15 protein-coding genes and 1 pseudogene are annotated in these 17487 nt (G+C 72.0%); 11 read left to right on the plus strand and 5 right to left on the minus strand.

The features are described 5' to 3' along the window. Positions 1 to 5 precede the first annotated feature (5 nt). The gene (gene panD, locus ACFZDI_RS14690) at positions 6 to 425 is read right to left on the minus strand and encodes an aspartate 1-decarboxylase (protein WP_361123867.1); all 420 of its coding nucleotides are present in this window, start codon (positions 423 to 425) and stop codon (positions 6 to 8) included. A 696-nt stretch (positions 426 to 1121) separates the two neighbouring features. Between panD and ACFZDI_RS14695 the strand changes: the two genes are divergently transcribed. The 4 genes and pseudogenes from ACFZDI_RS14695 (at position 1122) to ACFZDI_RS14710 (ending at position 5999) form a co-directional block, all read left to right on the plus strand. Further along, positions 1122 to 3926 (plus strand): SpoIIE family protein phosphatase, encoded by a 2805-nt coding sequence (locus ACFZDI_RS14695; protein WP_391250589.1) that lies wholly within the window; start codon positions 1122 to 1124, stop codon positions 3924 to 3926. Between the two features lie 381 nt (positions 3927 to 4307). Next, positions 4308 to 4685 carry a DUF2267 domain-containing protein gene (locus ACFZDI_RS14700; protein WP_391250592.1) on the plus strand — a complete coding sequence of 126 codons (378 nt, stop codon included), beginning with the start codon at positions 4308 to 4310 and terminating at the stop codon, positions 4683 to 4685. An 8-nt stretch (positions 4686 to 4693) separates the two neighbouring features. After that, positions 4694 to 4861 (plus strand): annotated as a pseudogene (locus ACFZDI_RS14705) (hypothetical protein); the annotation flags it as partial. A gap of 55 nt (positions 4862 to 4916) precedes the next feature. Further along, positions 4917 to 5999 carry a TIGR03571 family LLM class oxidoreductase gene (locus tag ACFZDI_RS14710; protein WP_391250595.1) on the plus strand — a complete coding sequence of 361 codons (1083 nt, stop codon included), beginning with the start codon at positions 4917 to 4919 and terminating at the stop codon, positions 5997 to 5999. An 11-nt stretch (positions 6000 to 6010) separates the two neighbouring features. Here the strand turns inward: ACFZDI_RS14710 and ACFZDI_RS14715 are convergent, their stop codons facing one another. The 4 genes from ACFZDI_RS14715 to ACFZDI_RS14730 form a co-directional block, all read right to left on the minus strand. After that, positions 6011 to 6619 carry an NAD(P)H-dependent oxidoreductase gene (locus tag ACFZDI_RS14715; protein ID WP_391250599.1) on the minus strand — a complete coding sequence of 203 codons (609 nt, stop codon included), beginning with the start codon at positions 6617 to 6619 and terminating at the stop codon, positions 6011 to 6013. 13 nt (positions 6620 to 6632) lie between these two features. After that, positions 6633 to 7478 carry an aldo/keto reductase gene (locus ACFZDI_RS14720; protein WP_391250602.1) on the minus strand — a complete coding sequence of 282 codons (846 nt, stop codon included), beginning with the start codon at positions 7476 to 7478 and terminating at the stop codon, positions 6633 to 6635. Between the two features lie 409 nt (positions 7479 to 7887). Next, positions 7888 to 8052, minus strand: a complete 165-nt coding sequence (locus tag ACFZDI_RS14725) for a hypothetical protein (RefSeq protein ID WP_167545802.1) — start codon at positions 8050 to 8052, stop codon at positions 7888 to 7890. 131 nt (positions 8053 to 8183) lie between these two features. Further along, positions 8184 to 8846 carry an NAD(P)H-binding protein gene (locus ACFZDI_RS14730; protein WP_391250605.1) on the minus strand — a complete coding sequence of 221 codons (663 nt, stop codon included), beginning with the start codon at positions 8844 to 8846 and terminating at the stop codon, positions 8184 to 8186. A 522-nt stretch (positions 8847 to 9368) separates the two neighbouring features. Between ACFZDI_RS14730 and ACFZDI_RS14735 the strand changes: the two genes are divergently transcribed. The 7 genes from ACFZDI_RS14735 to ACFZDI_RS14765 are packed head-to-tail and all read left to right on the plus strand — an operon-like array spanning position 9369 to position 17459. Beyond that, positions 9369 to 10592 (plus strand): ATP-grasp domain-containing protein, encoded by a 1224-nt coding sequence (locus ACFZDI_RS14735; protein ID WP_391250608.1) that lies wholly within the window; start codon positions 9369 to 9371, stop codon positions 10590 to 10592. A gap of 16 nt (positions 10593 to 10608) precedes the next feature. Beyond that, on the plus strand, positions 10609 to 11838 hold the full coding sequence (locus ACFZDI_RS14740) for a SidA/IucD/PvdA family monooxygenase (protein WP_391250611.1): 1230 nt from the start codon (positions 10609 to 10611) through the stop codon (positions 11836 to 11838). Beyond that, a complete protein-coding gene (locus tag ACFZDI_RS14745) occupies positions 11835 to 12212 on the plus strand; it encodes a cupin domain-containing protein (RefSeq protein WP_391250614.1) in 378 nt (125 codons plus the stop codon). The genes ACFZDI_RS14740 and ACFZDI_RS14745 overlap by 4 nt, the downstream gene beginning before the upstream one ends. Beyond that, complete coding sequence (locus ACFZDI_RS14750) at positions 12205 to 13305, plus strand: FAD-dependent oxidoreductase (protein WP_391250617.1); 1101 nt, start codon at positions 12205 to 12207, stop codon at positions 13303 to 13305. Before ACFZDI_RS14745 ends, ACFZDI_RS14750 begins: the two co-directional genes overlap by 8 nt. Then, entirely contained in the window at positions 13302 to 14933 is a 1632-nt protein-coding gene (locus ACFZDI_RS14755; RefSeq protein ID WP_391250620.1) for a class I tRNA ligase family protein, read from the plus strand. The genes ACFZDI_RS14750 and ACFZDI_RS14755 overlap by 4 nt, the downstream gene beginning before the upstream one ends. After that, positions 14930 to 16186: an acetyl-CoA carboxylase biotin carboxylase subunit family protein gene (locus tag ACFZDI_RS14760; protein ID WP_391250623.1), complete on the plus strand. Its 1257-nt coding sequence runs from the start codon at positions 14930 to 14932 to the stop codon at positions 16184 to 16186. Before ACFZDI_RS14755 ends, ACFZDI_RS14760 begins: the two co-directional genes overlap by 4 nt. Next, positions 16179 to 17459, plus strand: coding sequence for an MFS transporter (locus ACFZDI_RS14765; protein ID WP_391250626.1), 1281 nt, complete (start codon positions 16179 to 16181; stop codon positions 17457 to 17459). Before ACFZDI_RS14760 ends, ACFZDI_RS14765 begins: the two co-directional genes overlap by 8 nt. Positions 17460 to 17487 lie beyond the last annotated feature (28 nt).

A 17487-nucleotide genomic window follows, 5' to 3' on the forward strand; every position in this document is an offset into this window, starting at 1 on the left:
GTCCGTCAGGCCCCGACGGCCTGCGGACTGCGCTGCTGGTCCGAGCCCGGCACCGGCTCGGACGGGTCGGCGCCCAGGGCCACGATCCGGTTGTCGTGGTCGACGTGCACGACCCGGGGGGCGAGTGCCCGCGCCTCGGCGTCCGTCACCTGGGCGTAGCTGATGATGATCACGAGGTCGCCGGGGTGGACGAGATGGGCGGCGGCACCGTTGATCCCGATCACGCCGGATCCGCGCTCGCCCTCGATGACGTACGTCTCGAGGCGGGCGCCGTTGGTGATGTCCACGATGTGCACGAGCTCGCCGGGCAGAAGATCGGCGGCGTCCAGCAGATCGGCGTCGATGGTCACGGACCCCACGTAGTGCAGGTCGGCCTGGGTGACGGTGGCTCGGTGGATCTTGGACTTGAACATGGTGCGCAGCATGTTGAACTCCTGGAAGACGGCTCCCTGCCGGCTTCTGCAGGTCAGGGGCGCCCGTAGTGTACATCGGCATGCCTTCGCCCGCGGATGACTGTCCGGGCCCCATGCTGACTGGATCGCTCGACTCACCTGGTGAGTCATCAGGTGAGTCGAGGGACCAGAACAGCCGCGGAGCCAGGCGATCGTCGCTCGACGCCGTAGCGGAAGACGCCCCGGCCAGTGCCGTGCGGTTGCCCTCGCTCAGCGATCACGGGGCGGTTCACATCGCCTACCGCCGCCCGGCCGAACCCGACAACACGAAGAGGCCGCGTCCCTTCCCGCCGCCAGGTCACCAGGCCGGAAAGGGGGACTTCCATAGTTCCATCAGCCTCGGTTGGACCGGCTTCACCGAGACCGACTCCGTTACAGCGGGGGACGGCTTGATGACGACATCGCGGCCGTCGCCGTCCGCTGTGGGCGCCCCGGGGCTCCGGAGCGCTCCGCGTAGGTGGCTGGAAGCCGTGTTACGGCTGGGTCTGCTCCCGGTGAGCAGACGACCTCGCCGGCGATGCGGCGCCGAGGGGTATCTGCTCTCGACGCCCTGCCCCCGCTCATCAGCTCGTTCCTTCCTGCACCGACGCCCTGTGCTGCTGCGACGCGGCAGCCGCGCGACGGATCGGATCAGCGTCGGCTTGCCCACAATGGTGCTATCAAGGGTGTATGGAGGCATTCTCCGGACGCCCTCTGAGCCCGGAACGTCATCCACCCGTCGGACGCTCGCGCAAAGGTCGCGCCCTGCGCAGTGCGGCCGGTCAGGTGTTCCTCCTCCAGGTCGTCATCGTGGTCCTGCTGGTGGTGGCCGCGGTGGTGGGCATGGTGCTCCAGGCGGCGAATGACGCTCTGCAGCAGGGGCGACGGGAGTCGGTCATCGCGGCCCAGTCGTTCGCGAGTGCCCCCGGCGTGGCCGCGGCACTGCAGAGCCGGGACCCCTCAGCGGTGCTCCAGCCGCGGGCCGAGGCGGCGCGCAAGCGCACAGGCATGGATTTCGTCGTCGTCATGAACACGAAGGGGATTCGTTACACCTACCCCTATCCGCGGGAGATCGGGAAGAAGTTCGTCGGCGCCATCGCACCGGCCCTGAAGGGCCGTACCGTCGTCGAGCAGGCCGGCGGGCCGCCTCTGCCCACGGGCCGGGGGACGGGCGTGCAGGCGGTGGTCCCGGTGACCGACTCGCGCGGCAAGGTGGTCGGCCTGGTCTCCGCCGGAATCACGGTCAAGAACGTGGTGGGGCTGTGGCTGCCGCAGTTGCCGATCATCTTGGCCAGCGGCGCGGTCGCGCTGGCGCTGGCCGTGACGGGAACGACGCTGGTGTCCCGGCGGCTGCGGCGGCAGACCTTCGGCCTGGCTCCGGTGGAGCTTGCACAGTTGTACGAACACCACGACGCGGTCCTGCACGCGGTGCGGGAAGGGGTGCTGATCACCGACTCCGACGGACGGCTGCTGTTGGCGAACGACGAGGCGACGCGGCTTCTCGGACTGCCGGCTGACGTGCGGGGGCGCTCGGTGCGGGAGCTGGGACTGCCGGAGCCGGTCATGAGCCTGCTGTCGTCGCGGGAGGAGGTCACCGACGAGGTGCTTCGCGCGGGGGACCGACTGCTGGCGGTGAACAAACGGCCGACGTACCCGCAGGGCGACCGCGGAGGCAGCGTGGTGACCCTCCGGGACACCACGGAGCTGGCGGAGGTCTCGGGTCGGGCCGAGGTCGTGCGGGAGCGGCTGAAGCTGCTGTACGAGGCCGGGGTGAGGATCGGGACGACGCTGGATGTGAGGCATACGGCCCAGGAACTGGCCGACGTGGCGGCGCCGCAGTTCGCCGACCTCGTGACGGTGGATCTGCTCGACGCGGTGCTGCGGGGGTGGGAGCCGACGGCGGGGGGCTGGCGGCATCTGCGCCGGGCGGCGATCGGCGGCGAACAGCGGATGATGCCGGTGTATCCGCTGGACGAAGTGATCGCGTTCTCGCCCCGCACCCCGCAGATGCGGACGCTGCAGGAGGGGCGGGGGATGCTGGAGACCGACCTGCGCCGGGCAGACGGCTGGCGGGAACAGGACCCGGAGCGTGCCCGGAAGGCCCTGGAGGGCGGGCTGCGGTCGCTGGTGGCCGTGCCGCTGCAGGCGCGGAACGTACCGCTGGGCGTGGCGAACTTCTACCGGACGGCGGACTCCCCTGCGTTCGAGCCGGAGGATGTCACCTTCGCGGAGGAACTGGCCGTACGGGCGGCGGTAGCCATCGACAACGCCCGGAGGTTCACCCGGGAGCACGCGATGGCGGTGGCGCTGCAGCGCAGTCTGCTGCCGCGGGGACAGCCGGAGCAGGACGCGCTGGAGGTGGCCTGGCGGTATCTGCCCTCGGAGGCGGGGGTGGGCGGGGACTGGTTCGACGTCATCCCGCTTCCGGGTGCGCGCGTGGCGCTGGTGATGGGTGACGTCGTCGGTCACGGGCTGCACGCGGCGGCGACGATGGGTCGGCTGCGCACCGCTGTGCACAACTTCTCCACCCTGGACCTGCCCGTGGACGAGGTGCTCGGGAACCTGGACGACCTGGTCGTGCGCATGGACAACGAGGAGAACAGCGGTGATGCCATGGAGGGCCACGAAGGGGAGGCGGTGACGGGAGCGACCTGCCTGTACGCGGTCTACGACCCGGTGGCGGGGACCTGCACGATGGCTCGTGCGGGACACCCCGAACCGGTGGTGGTGCGCCCGGACGGGACGGTCACCTGCCTCGGGGTGCCGGTCTCGGCGCCCCTCGGTCTGGGCGGCTACCCCTTCGAGAGCGCCGAGGTGTCCCTGCCGGAGGGTTCACAACTGGTGCTGTACACCGACGGTCTGGTGGAGAACCGCGCCCACGACTTCGACGTCGGGTTGGAGAGGCTGCGCCGGGCTTTGGGCGGGTCCGGGAACCGCACCCCGGAGGAGATGTGTCAGGCGGTGATCGACGCGCTGAAGCCGTCACGCCCCTCCGACGACATCGCGCTGCTGACGGCACGTACCCGGGTGTTCCCGCCCTCGCGCGTGGCCGAGTGGGACGTGGCGCCCGATCCGGCGTTGGTTCCCTCGGTGCGGGCGCGCTGCAGGGAGACGTTGCGGGAGTGGGGGCTGGAGGAGACCGGATTCGCCACGGAGCTGATCGTCAGCGAGTTGGTCACCAACGCGATCCGGTACGGCTCGCCGCCGATCGGCGTGCGGTTGTTGCACGGACGCTGTCTGATCTGCGAGGTCTCGGACGGCAGCGGTACCTCGCCGCGCCTGCGGCGGGCGGCGACCACCGACGAAGGCGGGCGGGGGCTCTTTCTGGTGGCGCAGTTCGCGCAGCGATGGGGAACGCGGTACACGACCCGCGGCAAGGTCATCTGGACGGAGCAGCTTCTTCACGACGGCGAATCCACCGCCTCGGGCCTCGCACCGGTCGACTTCCTTCTCGACCAGTTCGACCTCGACCAGTTCGATGATCCCGGTTTGTGAGCCGACCTTGACCCCGGGCGCCATGGACAGCGGCATGTCCGGCGTAACGAGCCCCTTCGGCCCGTTCGACGGGGCTTGACTCCGGGGACCGGCGTCGCCCGGCTCGCTTGGCGGCTGTCGGGACGCGAACGTCGCCTTGGCGCGAGGAGATCGGGCGGAACCGTCTGGACTTGCGCTCCGAGGTCCATGGAGCCCGCCGCTTTTCCGCCCGTCGGGAGCAGGCAGGGCGTGGCCTACATCCGGAGCATGGAGATGGCCCCTGCTGAGGCGCATGCAGCGTGACGCGCATCAGCCCGTCGCCCCACACGCACGACGCACCTTTCGGCGGCTGTCTCAGGTCCGACCCCAGGCAGTGGCAAAGCTTCGGAAAGGGAACGGCTCATGGACTACAACACCTTCCTCGACACCATCACCCGGCGCGCCCCCGTCCCCCCGGAGAAGGCGGAGCCCCTCACCCGCGCCACCCTGACAACCCTGGCCGAGCGGCTCACCAGGGGTGAGGCGGAGGACCTCGCGTCCGAACTGCCCAAGCCGATGAAGGAACCGCTGGTCTCCCCCACTCCGGAGGCCGAACGCTTCGGACTCGACGAGTTCATCAACCGGGTGAGCCAGCGAGCAGGGGTGAGCCCGGACGAGGCCCGCGAGGGCGTACGGGCCGAGCTGAGCACCCTGAAGGACGCGGTCAGCGACGGCGAGTTCCGCCAGGTGATGTCCCAGCTGCCCCGGGACTTCGAGGCTCTCGTCGGCGCCCCGGGCTAGAAGGAGCCATGACCGACGAGGTCGGCGCCCTCAAGGAGACGGAAACGGCCGGACTCACAGCGGCCACCTTCACCCTGGTCGAGGGGCGGACGTCGTGCGTCCCGGGCACCTCTGGCGACATCGAGGCCGAGGTCTCGCAGGGGCCGTTTCTCCGTGACGTGCGGGTCATCTCCGACTGGCAGATCCGTCCGAGGCGGACTCGGACTCGGCATGAAATCGCCGGAGGATCGCATGACGCAATCGGCAGTTCCTTCAGCCGGCGCACCGGTGGACGTCGAAGGCGGGGCGCAGCGGCCGTTCTCCGAGCACGCGGCCATGGCCAGGGCGTATCCCGGCGGCAGGATGACCGTCGGTGCCATCACGCCCCTGGAGGGCTTCGAAGGGCCCGTGCCGTCCCTGGCCGGGCACATCGAGCGGATCCAGCACGCCGAGCGGGCTGGCTTCGCCTCGGTGTGGGTCCGTGACGTGCCGCTGCTGGACCCGAGCTTCGGGGACGCCGGGCAGGTCTTCGACCCCTGGGTGTACCTGGGGCTGCTCAGTGCCCGCACCACCTCGGTCACTCTGGGGACCGCCAGCATCGTCATGCCGCTGCGGCATCCCTTGCACACCGCCAAGGCGGCCGCCTCGGTGGACCAGCTGTCAGGCGGACGGCTCCTGCTCGGGGTGGCCACCGGTGACCGGCCCGTGGAGTTCCCGGCCTTCGGTCAGGACCTGGGCGGCCGGGCCGAGAGGTTCCGTGAGTCGCTGGAGTACTTTCGTGTCGTCCTCGAGCACCGTTTCCCGCACGTGGAATCGCCGCTCGGCCGGATGCGCGGCACCGATCTGCTGCCCAAGCCGGTGTACCGGCGGATCCCCGTACTGATGACGGGACGCGGCCGGCAGGACGTCCGGTGGATCGCCGACAACACGGACGGCTGGCTGTACTACACCCCGCCGCTCCAGCAGCAGGCCGAGAACATCGAGCGGTGGCGGGAGCTGACCCGGGGCGACGGCGACGGGTTCAAGCCGTTCGCGCAGGCCACCTATCTGGACCTCACCGAGGACCCGCTGGCCCTGCCCCGGCGCATCCACCAGGGCTTTTCGGTGGGCCGGGTGTCGTTCCTGGCGATGATGCGGGCCTGGCAGGGCATCGGCATCGACCAGCTGATGATCAACTTCAAGCACAGCCGCCGTCCGGTCGCCGAGGTGATCGACGAACTGGCCGAACATGTGCTGCCGCACTTCCCACCCGGGCGCTCCGGGGCGCGCGGCGAGAGCCGGCCCGTGGAGCGGACCGGGCCCCGAGGAAGCACGACCCCGGCGCCCCCTGCGTGACAGGGCCGGGGTCAGTCACGGACGGCCCCGGACGGCCGCTCCTGCGCGTAGTCGCAGGTACCCTCCGCCCGGAACTGCAGGGCCGCCCTGGTCACCTCCGCGCCGAGGCCGCGCAATTGGTCCGCGACCGCCTGGTCGGTGAGGCGTCCGTCGCCGTCGAAGACCCGGGAGGACCGCGGGACCGCGAGCACCAGCGGCACGGCCCAGCCGCGCAGCGACCGCACGATGAATTCCATCGCGTTGATCGCCTGCAGGCCCTGCACTCCACCGGCGGTCGTCAGCATCCCCACGGGTTTGTTGCTGAGGTAGGGCGGGTCGTGGTCGGCCAGGAGGGCGAGCCAGTCCACCGCGTTCTTGAACGCGCCGCTGACCGACCCGTGGTAGGTCGGGCTGCTCCACAGCAGGGCGTCGGCGGCCTGAACGGTGTCCGCGAGCCGGCGGGCGGAGGCGGGGGCCCCGTCCTCGGACGTGTAGAACGGAAGAGCCAGCCGCTTGAGGTCGATCACCAGGGTGCCGGCGCCCGCGTCGGCCGCCCCCTCGACCGCCACACTCAGTGCGGTGAGGCTGGTCGACGGGGTGCGCAGCGAACCCCCCATGCCGACGACGAGTGGGCGCGTCATCCTGTCAACTCCTTCAGAGCATCTCCAGGGGCGTGGGCCCGCCGGGTGGCGGGAACGCCTCGTCGAGGGCGTCGAGCGCCTCGGTGGGAAGGTGGAGATCCACTGCGCCGTTGTTCTCCCGGACGTGGTCGGGTGATCCGGAACGCGGGATCGCGGCCACCCCCTGTTCCAGCACCCAGGCGAGTGCCACCTGGGTCGGCGTTGCTCCGAGGGCCCGGGCCACGGCACCCAGTGCCTCGGCCTTCAGGAGCCGCCCCTGCTCGATCGGGGAGTAGGCCATGACCGCCACCCCGGCCTCGCGGCACCAAGGGAGAAGGTCCCACTCGATGCCGCGCCGGGAGAGGTTGTACAGCACCTGGTCGACGGCCGCGGCATCGCCTCCGGGGAGGGTGGTCAGCTCGCTCATGTCGGCCACGTCCAGATTGCTCACGCCCCAGTAACGGATCTTCTCCGCCTCCATCAGGTCGGTGAATCCGGCCAGGGTCTCCTCGAGCGGCCACCGTCCCCGCCAGTGCAGCAGGTACAGGTCCAGCCGTTCCGTACGGAGCCGGCGCAGGCTGCCCTCGCAGGCGGCGACGGTGCCCTTCCGGTCGGCGTGTCCGGGCAGCACCTTGCTGACGAGGAAGACCTCTTCCCGGCGTCCGCGCAGGGCCTCCCCGACGAGTTCCTCGGCTGCGCCGTCGCCGTACATCTCCGCCGTGTCGACGACGGTCATCCCCAGGTCCACGCCCAGCCGCAGTGCGGCGATCTCCTGTTCACGCCGGGCCGGGTCCTCGCCCAGGTACCAGGTGCCCTGCCCGAGCGCCGCGATCTCCTCACCGGCGGGGAGCGCGATCGTTCTGGCCGATTCCGCAGACATCTCGGGCCTCCCGTCCGCCGCGGATCCGTGTCACGCGCACCAGCACCGGGTGCCCAGGTCCGCGCCTCCCAGACGGCCGTGTCGCACGCGCTGGAGGGAGGTGAGGAGGGGCGAGCGGGCGATGCTGGACAGGCCGGAGGGCAGGCCCATTCCGAGGTATGCGACGCTCCAGCGCGTCCTCACGTGGCGGCGCCTTGGACTGGGGAGGCCGCCGCACACGTTGAGGTATCCGGCCTCGGCCCTGTAGGCCCCGCGGCGGTTATGTGGTCCATGGCCAGGCGCAAGATCTCGACTACGTACGGAGTGCCGAACAGGCCGCGGGAGAGACCGACCAGTTCGTGGACGCCCGGCGCTGCCCCGCGGAAGGCTGCCCTTCCGGTGGGTGCAGCGGTGGTTCGCCCAGGTGGCGCTAAGCGTCGTCGCCCCGCTCGCCCTCGGCCTGGGACGGCTCGCTCCGGGGGACGTCCGGGTGCCGTTCCGTTGCGGTGCGCTCGCCCGTCTCGTCCCGCTCGCCCTCGGCCTGCGAGGGTGTGCGCGAGTACCAGGCGTCGTAATCAGGGGCTCCGGATTTCATGACGGGCCTCCTTCGTCGCTCCCGTCCATCCTCCCAGCCTTTCCGGGGCCTCCGCGACGTGCGCCTTCTCCGACATCGCCTCGACGTACCCGAAGGCGAAGCCGATCGACTGGTGCTCGAAGGGTGTACCGTCAGCCGCCGGCCACGGCGCGCACCGCCTCCTCGACCGGGGTGGATCCGCTGATCAGCTCGAGGATGCGGCCGGCGGTCCTGGGCTCGTGGAGCAGGGCGGCGAGCACCGCAGCCACGTCGTCGCGCGGCACCTGGCCGCGGTCGGTGTGCTCGGCGAGCGTGACGCGGCCGATACCGGGGTCGTCGGTCAGCGTGCCCGGGCGCACAATCGTCCAGTCCAGTCCCGGACGGGAGGCGATGTCGGCGTCCGCCTCGCCCTTGGCCTTCAGGTAGGCGGCGAACACCGGGTCGGTGCCGGGCGGCGGCGGGCTGTCCACGCCCATCGCGGAGATCACCAGGAAGCGGCGCGTACCGGCGCGCTCGGCCGCGTCTGCGAGGAGGATGGCCGCGTTCCGGTCCACCGTCTGCTTGCGGGCCGCGCCGCTGCCCGGTCCGGCGCCCGCCGCGAACAGTGCCGCGTCGGCACCGCCAAGGTGGCCGGCCACCTCGTCCACCGAGGCGTGCTCCAGATCGCACACCACCGGTTCCGCACCGTCCGCGCGCAGGTCGTCTGCGTGGTCCGGGTTGCGAATCAACCCTGTGACGTTGTCGCCGCGTGCCGAGAGCAGCCTGGTCAGCCGGCGCGCGATCTTTCCGTGTCCACCCGCGATCACCATGTGCATGGGGTCATTCTTGCCACACGCGACCGCTCCTGCCGGCCTGCGGGACTGCCGCGGCAGGTCGGGTCCCACGGTTGCCGCACAGTCGGCGTACGGGTGCACCGCGCTGGTGCGCGAGACCACCCGGCCACCGGGTCGCGCCGCAGGTGCTCGGGGATGCGCGATCGCGATTCTGTCGTCAGGAGCACGCGAGCCGGGCCGCGAGAGAGTGCTGTTCCTTGTGGAGCAGGGCGATACCTGGCCCGTGCCCGGCCGGCCGAGGGGACGTCGCGCCGCTGAGCACCTTCACCAAGGCGTTCGGTCGCTTCCGGGAGTCGAACTGACACTGACGGGGCCCCCGTTCCGGAAAATGTTCGGCCCGGGCTCGCTCTCGCAGACGATTTTGCGGTGATCCATTGACCGGGACCAAGACGCCCGGATAGAAAGATCACGACCAGGACCGCGATCCGAGTCCGGTCCAACAGCTGCACCCCGGGGGATTTCGCTTTGCCGCACACAGATGCACTTCGTCCTGCCCGCGTTCTGGTGGTCGAACCCGCCTCCTCCGGAGGCGCCACGCTCATCGGCGTCGCGGCCGAGATGGGACTGCGGGTCGTCGTCGCCACCGCCGACTCCGGCGACCGCCGGCTCTCCGACGCCGTGCGCGCGGCCGCCGACTCGGTGCTGACGGTGGAGACCAACGACCAGGCCGCCCTCGAAGCGGCCGTCCTCGAACTGCACCGGGCCGAGCCGTTCGAGGCCGTGCTGCCGGGCTCCGACATCTACGTGACGGCGACCGCGCGCGTCGCCGCGGCCCTGGACCTGCCCGGTCTGCCCGTGGCGACCGTCGACCGGGTCCGGGACAAGAGCGTCATGCGAGCCGCCGTGGCGGAGGCCGGGCTGCGCACCCCGCGCTTCGCCCAGGCGACCACCGACGCCGAACTGCGCGCCGCGGCCGAACGGGTCGGCTTCCCCTGCGTGTTGAAGCCGGTCGCCTGCTCCGGCAGCATCCACGTCAGCCGCGCCGACGACCTCGACCAGCTCACCGCCGCGTTCCAGCGGCTCGTGACCGACCCGGAGCCCGACATGGGCAAGCTGCACGAGCACCGGGTCCTCGTCGAAGAGTACGTCCAAGGGCCCGAGTTCAGCGCCGACGGCTATGTCCTGGAGAGCGGCGAGGTCACCGTCGTCGCCCTCAGCCGCACGCTGCTCGGCCCCGAGCCCGACTTCGTGGAGCTGGGCCACCTGACCCCGGCGCTCGTCGACGACGCCACCCTGAAGGACGTCGAGGCGTACGTCGGCGACGTCGTCCGGGCCGTCGGCATCACCAGCGGCCCCTTCCACTGCGAACTGCGTGTGACCGCCGACGGCCCGGTGCTCATCGAGATCGGCGCCCGGCTTCCGGGCGACCGGATCGTGGAGCTGCTGCGGCTCGTGACGGGCGTCAGCCTGCCCAGGGTGGCCGTCGCCACCGCGCTCGGCGTCGGCCTGGAGGCGGCCGGTGCCTTCGCGCGGCCGCAAGCCGCGAGCGCCGGCATCCGTTTCTTCACCGCCGCGGGCCGCTCCTCGTACCGGGAGCTCACCGGGTGGCCCGAGCTGGAGGCACTGCCCGAAGTCACCGAGACCGCCGTGTACTTCGCACCGGGTGAGACCATCCCGGGCGTCGAGGACTGCCGCTCGCGCCTCGGACACGCCCTGTTCACCGCCGACTCGCCGCAGGGCGCCCTGGACCGCTGGCAGGCGCTCGGCGACCTCGTCGTCCCGGCCTGAGCCGGCGGTTCCCACCATGAACGCACACATACTCGACTACGCGGCCGTCGGCGTCGGCCCCGCGAACATGAGCCTCGCCGCGCTCGCGCATCCGGTCGAAGGGCTGCGCGGCGCCCACCTGGAACGCCGTGAGACTTTCTCCTGGCACCCCGGACTGCTTCTGCCCGAGGCCACCCTCCAGGTCTCACTGCTCAAGGACCTGGTGACGCTGGTCGATCCGACCAGCCCCTTCTCGTTCCTGTCGTTCCTCGCGAGTGAGGGCCGGCTCTACCGGTTCCTGGCCGCGGACTTCCCGGCCGTCCTGCGCTCCGAGTTCAACCAGTACCTCCAGTGGGTCGCCGGGCGGCTGCCGAGCCTGACGTTCGGGGCGGACGTGCACAGCGTGGACTTCCACGACGGTGCCTTCCATCTCCGCACCGCACAAGACGAGGTGACGGCACGTCACCTCGTGCTCGGTACGGGGCTCACCCCGTCCGTACCCACTCCGTTCCGCCCCTTCCTCGGCCCCACCGTCTTCCATTCCGGGGAGTTCCTGCTGCGGGCCCCCGAGGTGACCGGACAGCGGGTCGTCGTGGTCGGCGGCGGCCAGAGCGGCGCGGAGATCGTGCGCCATCTGGCGGCCGGCGCGGCGCCCCGGAGCATCACCTGGGTCAGCAGGCGCCCGTCGTTCCTGCCGATGGACGACTCACCGTTCGCCAACGACCTCTACACGCCCGACTACGTACGCCGCTTCCACGCGCTGCCCGCCGACCACAAGGTCCGTCTCCTGGAGCGGCAGAAGTACACCAGCGACGGCATCGACCTCCAAGTCCTCCAGGACATTTACCGATTGAGCTACCGCGACGAGTTCATCGAGAACAACCCCGGCAGGCTGCGCTTCCTGGCGGACTGCGCGGTCACCGCGATCGAGGGCGGCCCCGACGAATGGAAGCTCGTCGTCGAGTCCTCGGGCCCGGACGCACCCGCCGTGCTCGCCGCCGACATCGTGATCCTGAGCACCGGATACGCCTACGAGCTGCCGGAGTTCATGGCTCCGCTGCAGGCGCGGCTGCGGCGGGACGGCGGGATGCTCGTCGTGGGCGACGACTTCTCGGTCGCATGGGACGGGCCCGCGGAGAACCGGATCTACCTCCAGAACGGCGCCCGGCACTCCTGGGGCGTCGCCGATCCCAACCTCAGCCTGCTCCCCTGGCGCAGCGCGGTCATCCTCAACAGCATGCTCGGTGAGACGAGGTATCCGGTATGACCGCTCGTCAGGTCCCGCGGTTCCAGCCCGAGGCGCTCGGCGCCCTGGTCCCCTTCGGTCCGACCGAGGTGGAACCCGACGGAGTGACCGTCGCCGAGGCGGACTTCGCCCGGTCGGTCTTCCCGCACGTGCCGTTCAAGGCGGCCCGCTTCACCGTGCCGCCGGGCGGTACCAGCTCGCCCGACCAGCACGCGGTCCAGGAGATCTGGGTGGTCCACGCCGGATCCGGCACCCTGGAGGTGGACGGCGAGCGGTCGCTCGTCGGGCCCGGCTCCCTGGTGGGCTTCGCCTCGCAAAGCGTCCATGAGATCTTCGCCGACCAGGGCGAGGAACTGGTCATCTACTCCTTCTGGTGGTCGGCGACCGATGAGTGAGCGCACCACGGGGGCCGGTGAGGCGCCCCACTACGACCTCGCGGTCGTCGGCGCGGGGGCGGTGGGTGCCTTCGCCGCGTACTACGCCGTGCGCCGGGATCCGGGCCGCCGCGTCGTCGTGATCACGCACGCCGGACGGGGGGCGGGCGCGACCCGTCTCTCGGCCGGGTTCGACACGCCCACGGGGCACAACCCGGCCCAGCGCGCCCTGGCCGCCCGCAGCACCGCGCTCTTCGACGAGCTCTCGGCCGGACTCGGCGACGCCGGACGCGCCCCGGTGGACGTCCGCTGGCTGGTGGCGCGCGAGCACGCGGCCGCCCTCGACGCGACCATGGCCGACGGCGGCCGCACCCGCCCTGTCACCCAAGAGCAGCGGGCCCTTCTCGACCGGATGTTCCCCGGGCTCTCGCACGGCGACGACCAAGTCCTGCTGGCCACCGCTCCCATGACGGCGGGCCGGCCCCAATGGCTCGCCGACCGGCTTCTCGACGAGGTCCTCGGCCGCCCGGACAACGTCCTCCTGGAGGGCTTTCGGGTCACCGAAGTACGCCGTACGGGCGGGCGCGTCGAACTGGTCGCCGCCGACGGCAGCCGGATCACCGCCGCCCAGGCCGTCCTCGCGCCGGGCCCCTGGGTCCTCGACGGCCCCGTGGCGGCGGCGGCCCGCGAGCGCGGGGCCCGGGTCAAGAAGGTGGTGGCGTTCCACATCATGACGCCGCCCCCTGCGGGCGCCCCGGCACTCGTCCTGGAGGACGCCGACGCCTTCCTGCTGCCCCACCGCCCCGGCGGCCACTGGATCTTCAGCATCACCTCGCCCGACTGGGACCGCGGCCCCGACGAACCGCTCGCCATCGACACCCGCGACCGGGAACTCGCCCGGGACCTGCTCGCCCGGCATGTACCGGGATTCCTGCCGCACCTGCTCGGCGGCCGGGTCTTCAGCGACTGCTTCACCCCCGGCCATCTGCCGGTCGTGGACACGGTCGGCGACGGCGTGGTCATGGCCATCGGCGGCTCCGGCTCCGGCTACCGACTCGCCCCGGCCATGGCCGAGGACGCACTGAACCTGCTAGACGGGAGAGCGCGCACATGAGCCTGCTGACCGGGGGCACCCACACCCCTCGGCACTACCTCCTGGTGCCGCCCGAGGCCACTCCCAACGGCCCCCTGCACCTCGGCCACATCGGCGGCCCCTTCCTGTGGTCGGACATGATCGCGCGGCATCTGCGGGTCCGGGGCGACCTGCCGTTGGTGATCACCGGCAGCGATGTGTACGAGTCGTACGTGTCGCTCAGGGCGCACGCCGAGGACTCCACGCCCGGCGAGGTCGCCGCCCGCTACGGGCAGCGCATCCAGGACGACCTGGCCGCGATGCGCATCGGCGTGGACGCGTTCATCGTCCCCGATCAGGAGCCCTGGCGGGAGCAGTTCGAGCAGGAGGTCGCCGCCTCGATCGAGCGGCTGACGGCCCGGGGCGCGGTGCTGACGCGTACCGAGCGCGTGCCCCACTGCCCGGCGTCGGACCGCTGGGTGGTGGGCGGCTGGCTCCAGGGCCGCTGCCCCGAGTGCGGTGCGGGCATCGCCAGTTACTTCTGCGAGGAGTGCAGTGCGCACTTCCTGCCCGAGTCGGTCGTCGAGCCGCGCCCCCTGCTCGACGAGGGGCCGCTGACCTGGCGGGAGATCTCCAGTCTCTTCCTGCGGCTGCCCGACCGCGACCTGCTGGACTCCACGCTGGTGGACCTGGGGGTCGCCGACCGTTACCGCGAGACCGTGGCGCGCTTCCTGGAGCGCGACGGCCTGACCGTACGGCTGAGCGCCCCGCAGACGTGGGGGGTTCCGCTGCCCGGAGCCGAGCCGGACGTGCCGCGCGCCCTTTTCCCGTACGCCGGGATCTTCATGTTCGCCCGCCTCGCCGGCGCCGTCCACGGCCGGCTCTCCGGTACCGGCGTGAACGCCTTCGACCCGGACTCCGGAGTCACCACCCTCACCACCCTGGGGATCGACAACGTCATCCCCACCCTGGTCTCCATCGTGGGCACCAGCCTGCTGCACGGCGACATGAAGCCGTACGACCGATGCCTGATCAACAACTTCTACCGGCTGGCCGGGCGCAAGTTCTCCACCAGCGCCCGGCACGCCGTCTGGGCGGCGGACATCGCCGCGTCGCCCGCCATCGGCGTGGACACCGTCCGGTACCACCTCGCCGGGGCCGATCTGGAGTCCGAGGCGTCGAGCTTCGAGACGGCGGACTTCCTGCGGACCGCGAACGCCACGCTCGCCGACGGCCTCGGCAAGCGGATCGACGCCGCCTGGAGCCGGCTGCCCGAAGGGCCGCCGCAGGCGCCCGCCCCGGCCGTCGCCGAGCTCCTGGAGTCCCTGCTCGCCGAGCAGTCCGCGGCGCTCGACGGCGCGCGTGTCTCGACCCGGCGCGCGGTCGCGGCGCTCGACCGGTGGTGCGCCGACGACGCGGTCGCCCACGCCGCCGAGGACGGCGCCCACTGGTGGCTCAAGGGCCTGTCCCTGCTGGCCTTCCCGGTGATGCCGGACCTCGCCGAGCGCGTCTGGCAGGGCCTCGGCGGCGCCGGAGAGCCTCGCGCGGCAACCTTCCTCGCCAGGACCCCGGCCCACCGGGACCGGCCCGCGCCCGGCTTCGGCCGGGTGAGCGCCGCCGATCTGGACGCCTGCCTGCCCGACACCCTGCGACCGGGAGCGGACGCGTGACCGACCGGACCACACCCCTGTACCTCGTCCTCAACCGCTCCGGCGACGAATTCGGCGAATACCACCGTTTCCTCGACGGCCACCCCTGCCGGATGGTGTACGTCACCACGCCCGGCGGGCTGCCCGCGCTCGACCAGGACGGGGCGACCGAGGTCCATGTGCGCGACAGCCTCGCCCACGACGACCTGCTGCCCCTCGTCCGGGAGATCGCCGACCGGCACGGCACGCCCGAGGCCGTCTTCGGCCAGTCCGAGTACGACATCCTGACGGCCGCCCGGCTCTCGGCCGCACTCGGTGTCCGCGGCGGCTACGGTCTCGACCTGGTCGAGCGGTTCAAGGACAAACCCGCCATGAAGAGCGCGGTGGGCGCGGCCGGACTGCGGGTGCCCCGGTTCCGGCGCCTCGACGACGCCCCCTCGGCGGAAACGGTCGTCGACGCCCTCGGCGGTCCGCCCCTGGTCCTCAAACCGCGCGCCGCGGCGGGCTCCCAGGGGGTCACGGTCGTCCACAGCACCGACGAACTGCGCGATGCTCTCAAGGGAGTCGACCCCGAGGCGTACGAGTGCGAGGAGTACGTCGAAGGCGACATCTTCCACGTCGACGGTGTCCGCCGCTCCGGTCGCCTCCACTTCGTCACCGCTTCCCAGTACGTCCACACCTGCCTGGACTACGCACACGGCCGCCCGCTCGGCTCGGTCCTGCTCGACCCGGGCCCCGAGCGCGACGAGCTCACCACGTTCGCCGACCGCTGTCTGCGGGCGCTCGGGCTGCGCGACGGCGCCTTCCACCTGGAGGCGATCCGGCGTCCGGGGGGCGAGCTGGTGTTCCTGGAGGTCGGGCTGCGGCCGGGTGGCGCGCAGGTGCCGTTCCTGCACGTCGATCTCTACGGCATCGACCTGTTCGCCGAGGCGTTCCGGGCGGCGCTGGGCCTGCCCCCGCTGTGGCAGCCCTCCGAACCGGTCGGACACCGGGCCGGCGGCTGGCTCATCTATCCCGCTCCGCGCGAGCTGCCCGGACGGGTCGTGGAGCGTACCTCGCCCGGGTCGGCCGTCCCCGAGGTCTACCACCAGGACCTGCCCGCGATCGGCCAGGTCATGACCGGGCCCGGCAGTTATGACGATGGCTGCGGGATCTTCCGGTTCCGGGGGCGGAGCGCCGCCGGGGTGCGCGCCGCCGTGCACACGGCGATGGAGGTGTACGGGCTGCGGACCGAGCGGGCCGAGGGAGCCGAGGGAGCCGAGACGCATGGCTGAGGACCGCCGGTACGGCGCCGTGCTGCGCGCGTGGTTCCGGGAGACCCTCCCGGCCGCCGGGAACGCGCGCAGACTCGGCGTCCTCACGCTCATCCAGTCCCTGGGGCTCGGGGTGTTCCTCACCGCCAGCGCTGTGTTCTTCACGCGGACCATCGGCATCCCCGCCCAGCGCGTGGGCCTCGCCCTGTCGGTCGCCGGGCTCTGCGGTCTGCTCTGCACCGTGCCCATCGGCCGACTCGCGGACCGGCTCGGCGCGGGACGGGTGCTCACCGTCAACTTCCTGCTCGCGGCCGTCGGCTTCACCGCGTACTGCCTGGTGGACGGCTTCGTCGCATTCCTCGCGGTCGCCTGTGCCATCGCGGTCCTGGAGACCTCGGCGGGCGCGCTCCAGGCGTCGCTCACCGACGCGCTGGTGGGCGAGGCGGAGCGGGTCAGGGTGAGCGCGCAGATGCGCAGCCTGTTCAACCTGGGCTTCCTCGGCGGCGCCGCACTGGCCGGAGCGGCCATCGCGGCCGACACCTCGACCGCCCTGTACGCCACGGTCCTCGCCAACGCCGCCCTCCAGTTGGTCTCCGTCGCCGTGCTGCTCGGGATGCGGCTGCCCCCGGGCGCCCCACCCCGCGCCACCGCCGCCGAGGCGCCGGGCGGGGTACTGCGCAGCGCCGCGCTGCGGGACGTGCGCTATGTGGCGGTCGCGCTGGTGTGCGGCGCTCTTGAGCTGTACCACCCGCTGCTGACGGTCGGTCTGCCGCTGTGGATCGTCACCGCCACCGACGCGCCCGCGCTGCTGGTGTCGGGACTGCTGATCCTGGACACCGTCCTGGTGCTGCTGTTCCAGGTCACGGTCAGCAGGGGCGCCCGCACCCCGGCGGGAGCGGCACGTATGCTGCGCTGGGCGGGGTGGGCGCTGGGAGCGTCCTGCGTGCTCTTCGCGGTGAGCGGGGGGCACGGCGCGCTCCTGGACAGCGCGGCTCTGCTGGGCGGCGCGCTGGTGCTCGTCCTCGGCGAGCTGTTCCAGGCGTCGGCGAGTTGGGGCCTGTCCTTCGGGCTCGCCCCGGCGGGCCGGCAGGGGGAGTACCAGGCGGTGTTCTCCCTGGGGCGCGGGTTCCAGCAGTTCGCCGGGCCGTGGCTGATGACCTCCCTGATCGTCGGCGCGGCGGGAACCGGCTGGCTGGTCCTCGCGGCGCTGTTCGTCCTGCTCGGGCTCGCCGCGCCGCCGTTGGTGCGCGGCCTGGAGAAGGCCCGCGCACGGACGGAGCCCGCACCGGCCTGAGCAGACCTGCCGGCGCCCGTCCGGACCA

The organism is Streptomyces sp. NPDC007907, assembly GCF_042959365.1.
Taxonomy (GTDB): Bacteria; Actinomycetota; Actinomycetes; order Streptomycetales; family Streptomycetaceae; genus Streptomyces; species Streptomyces indiaensis.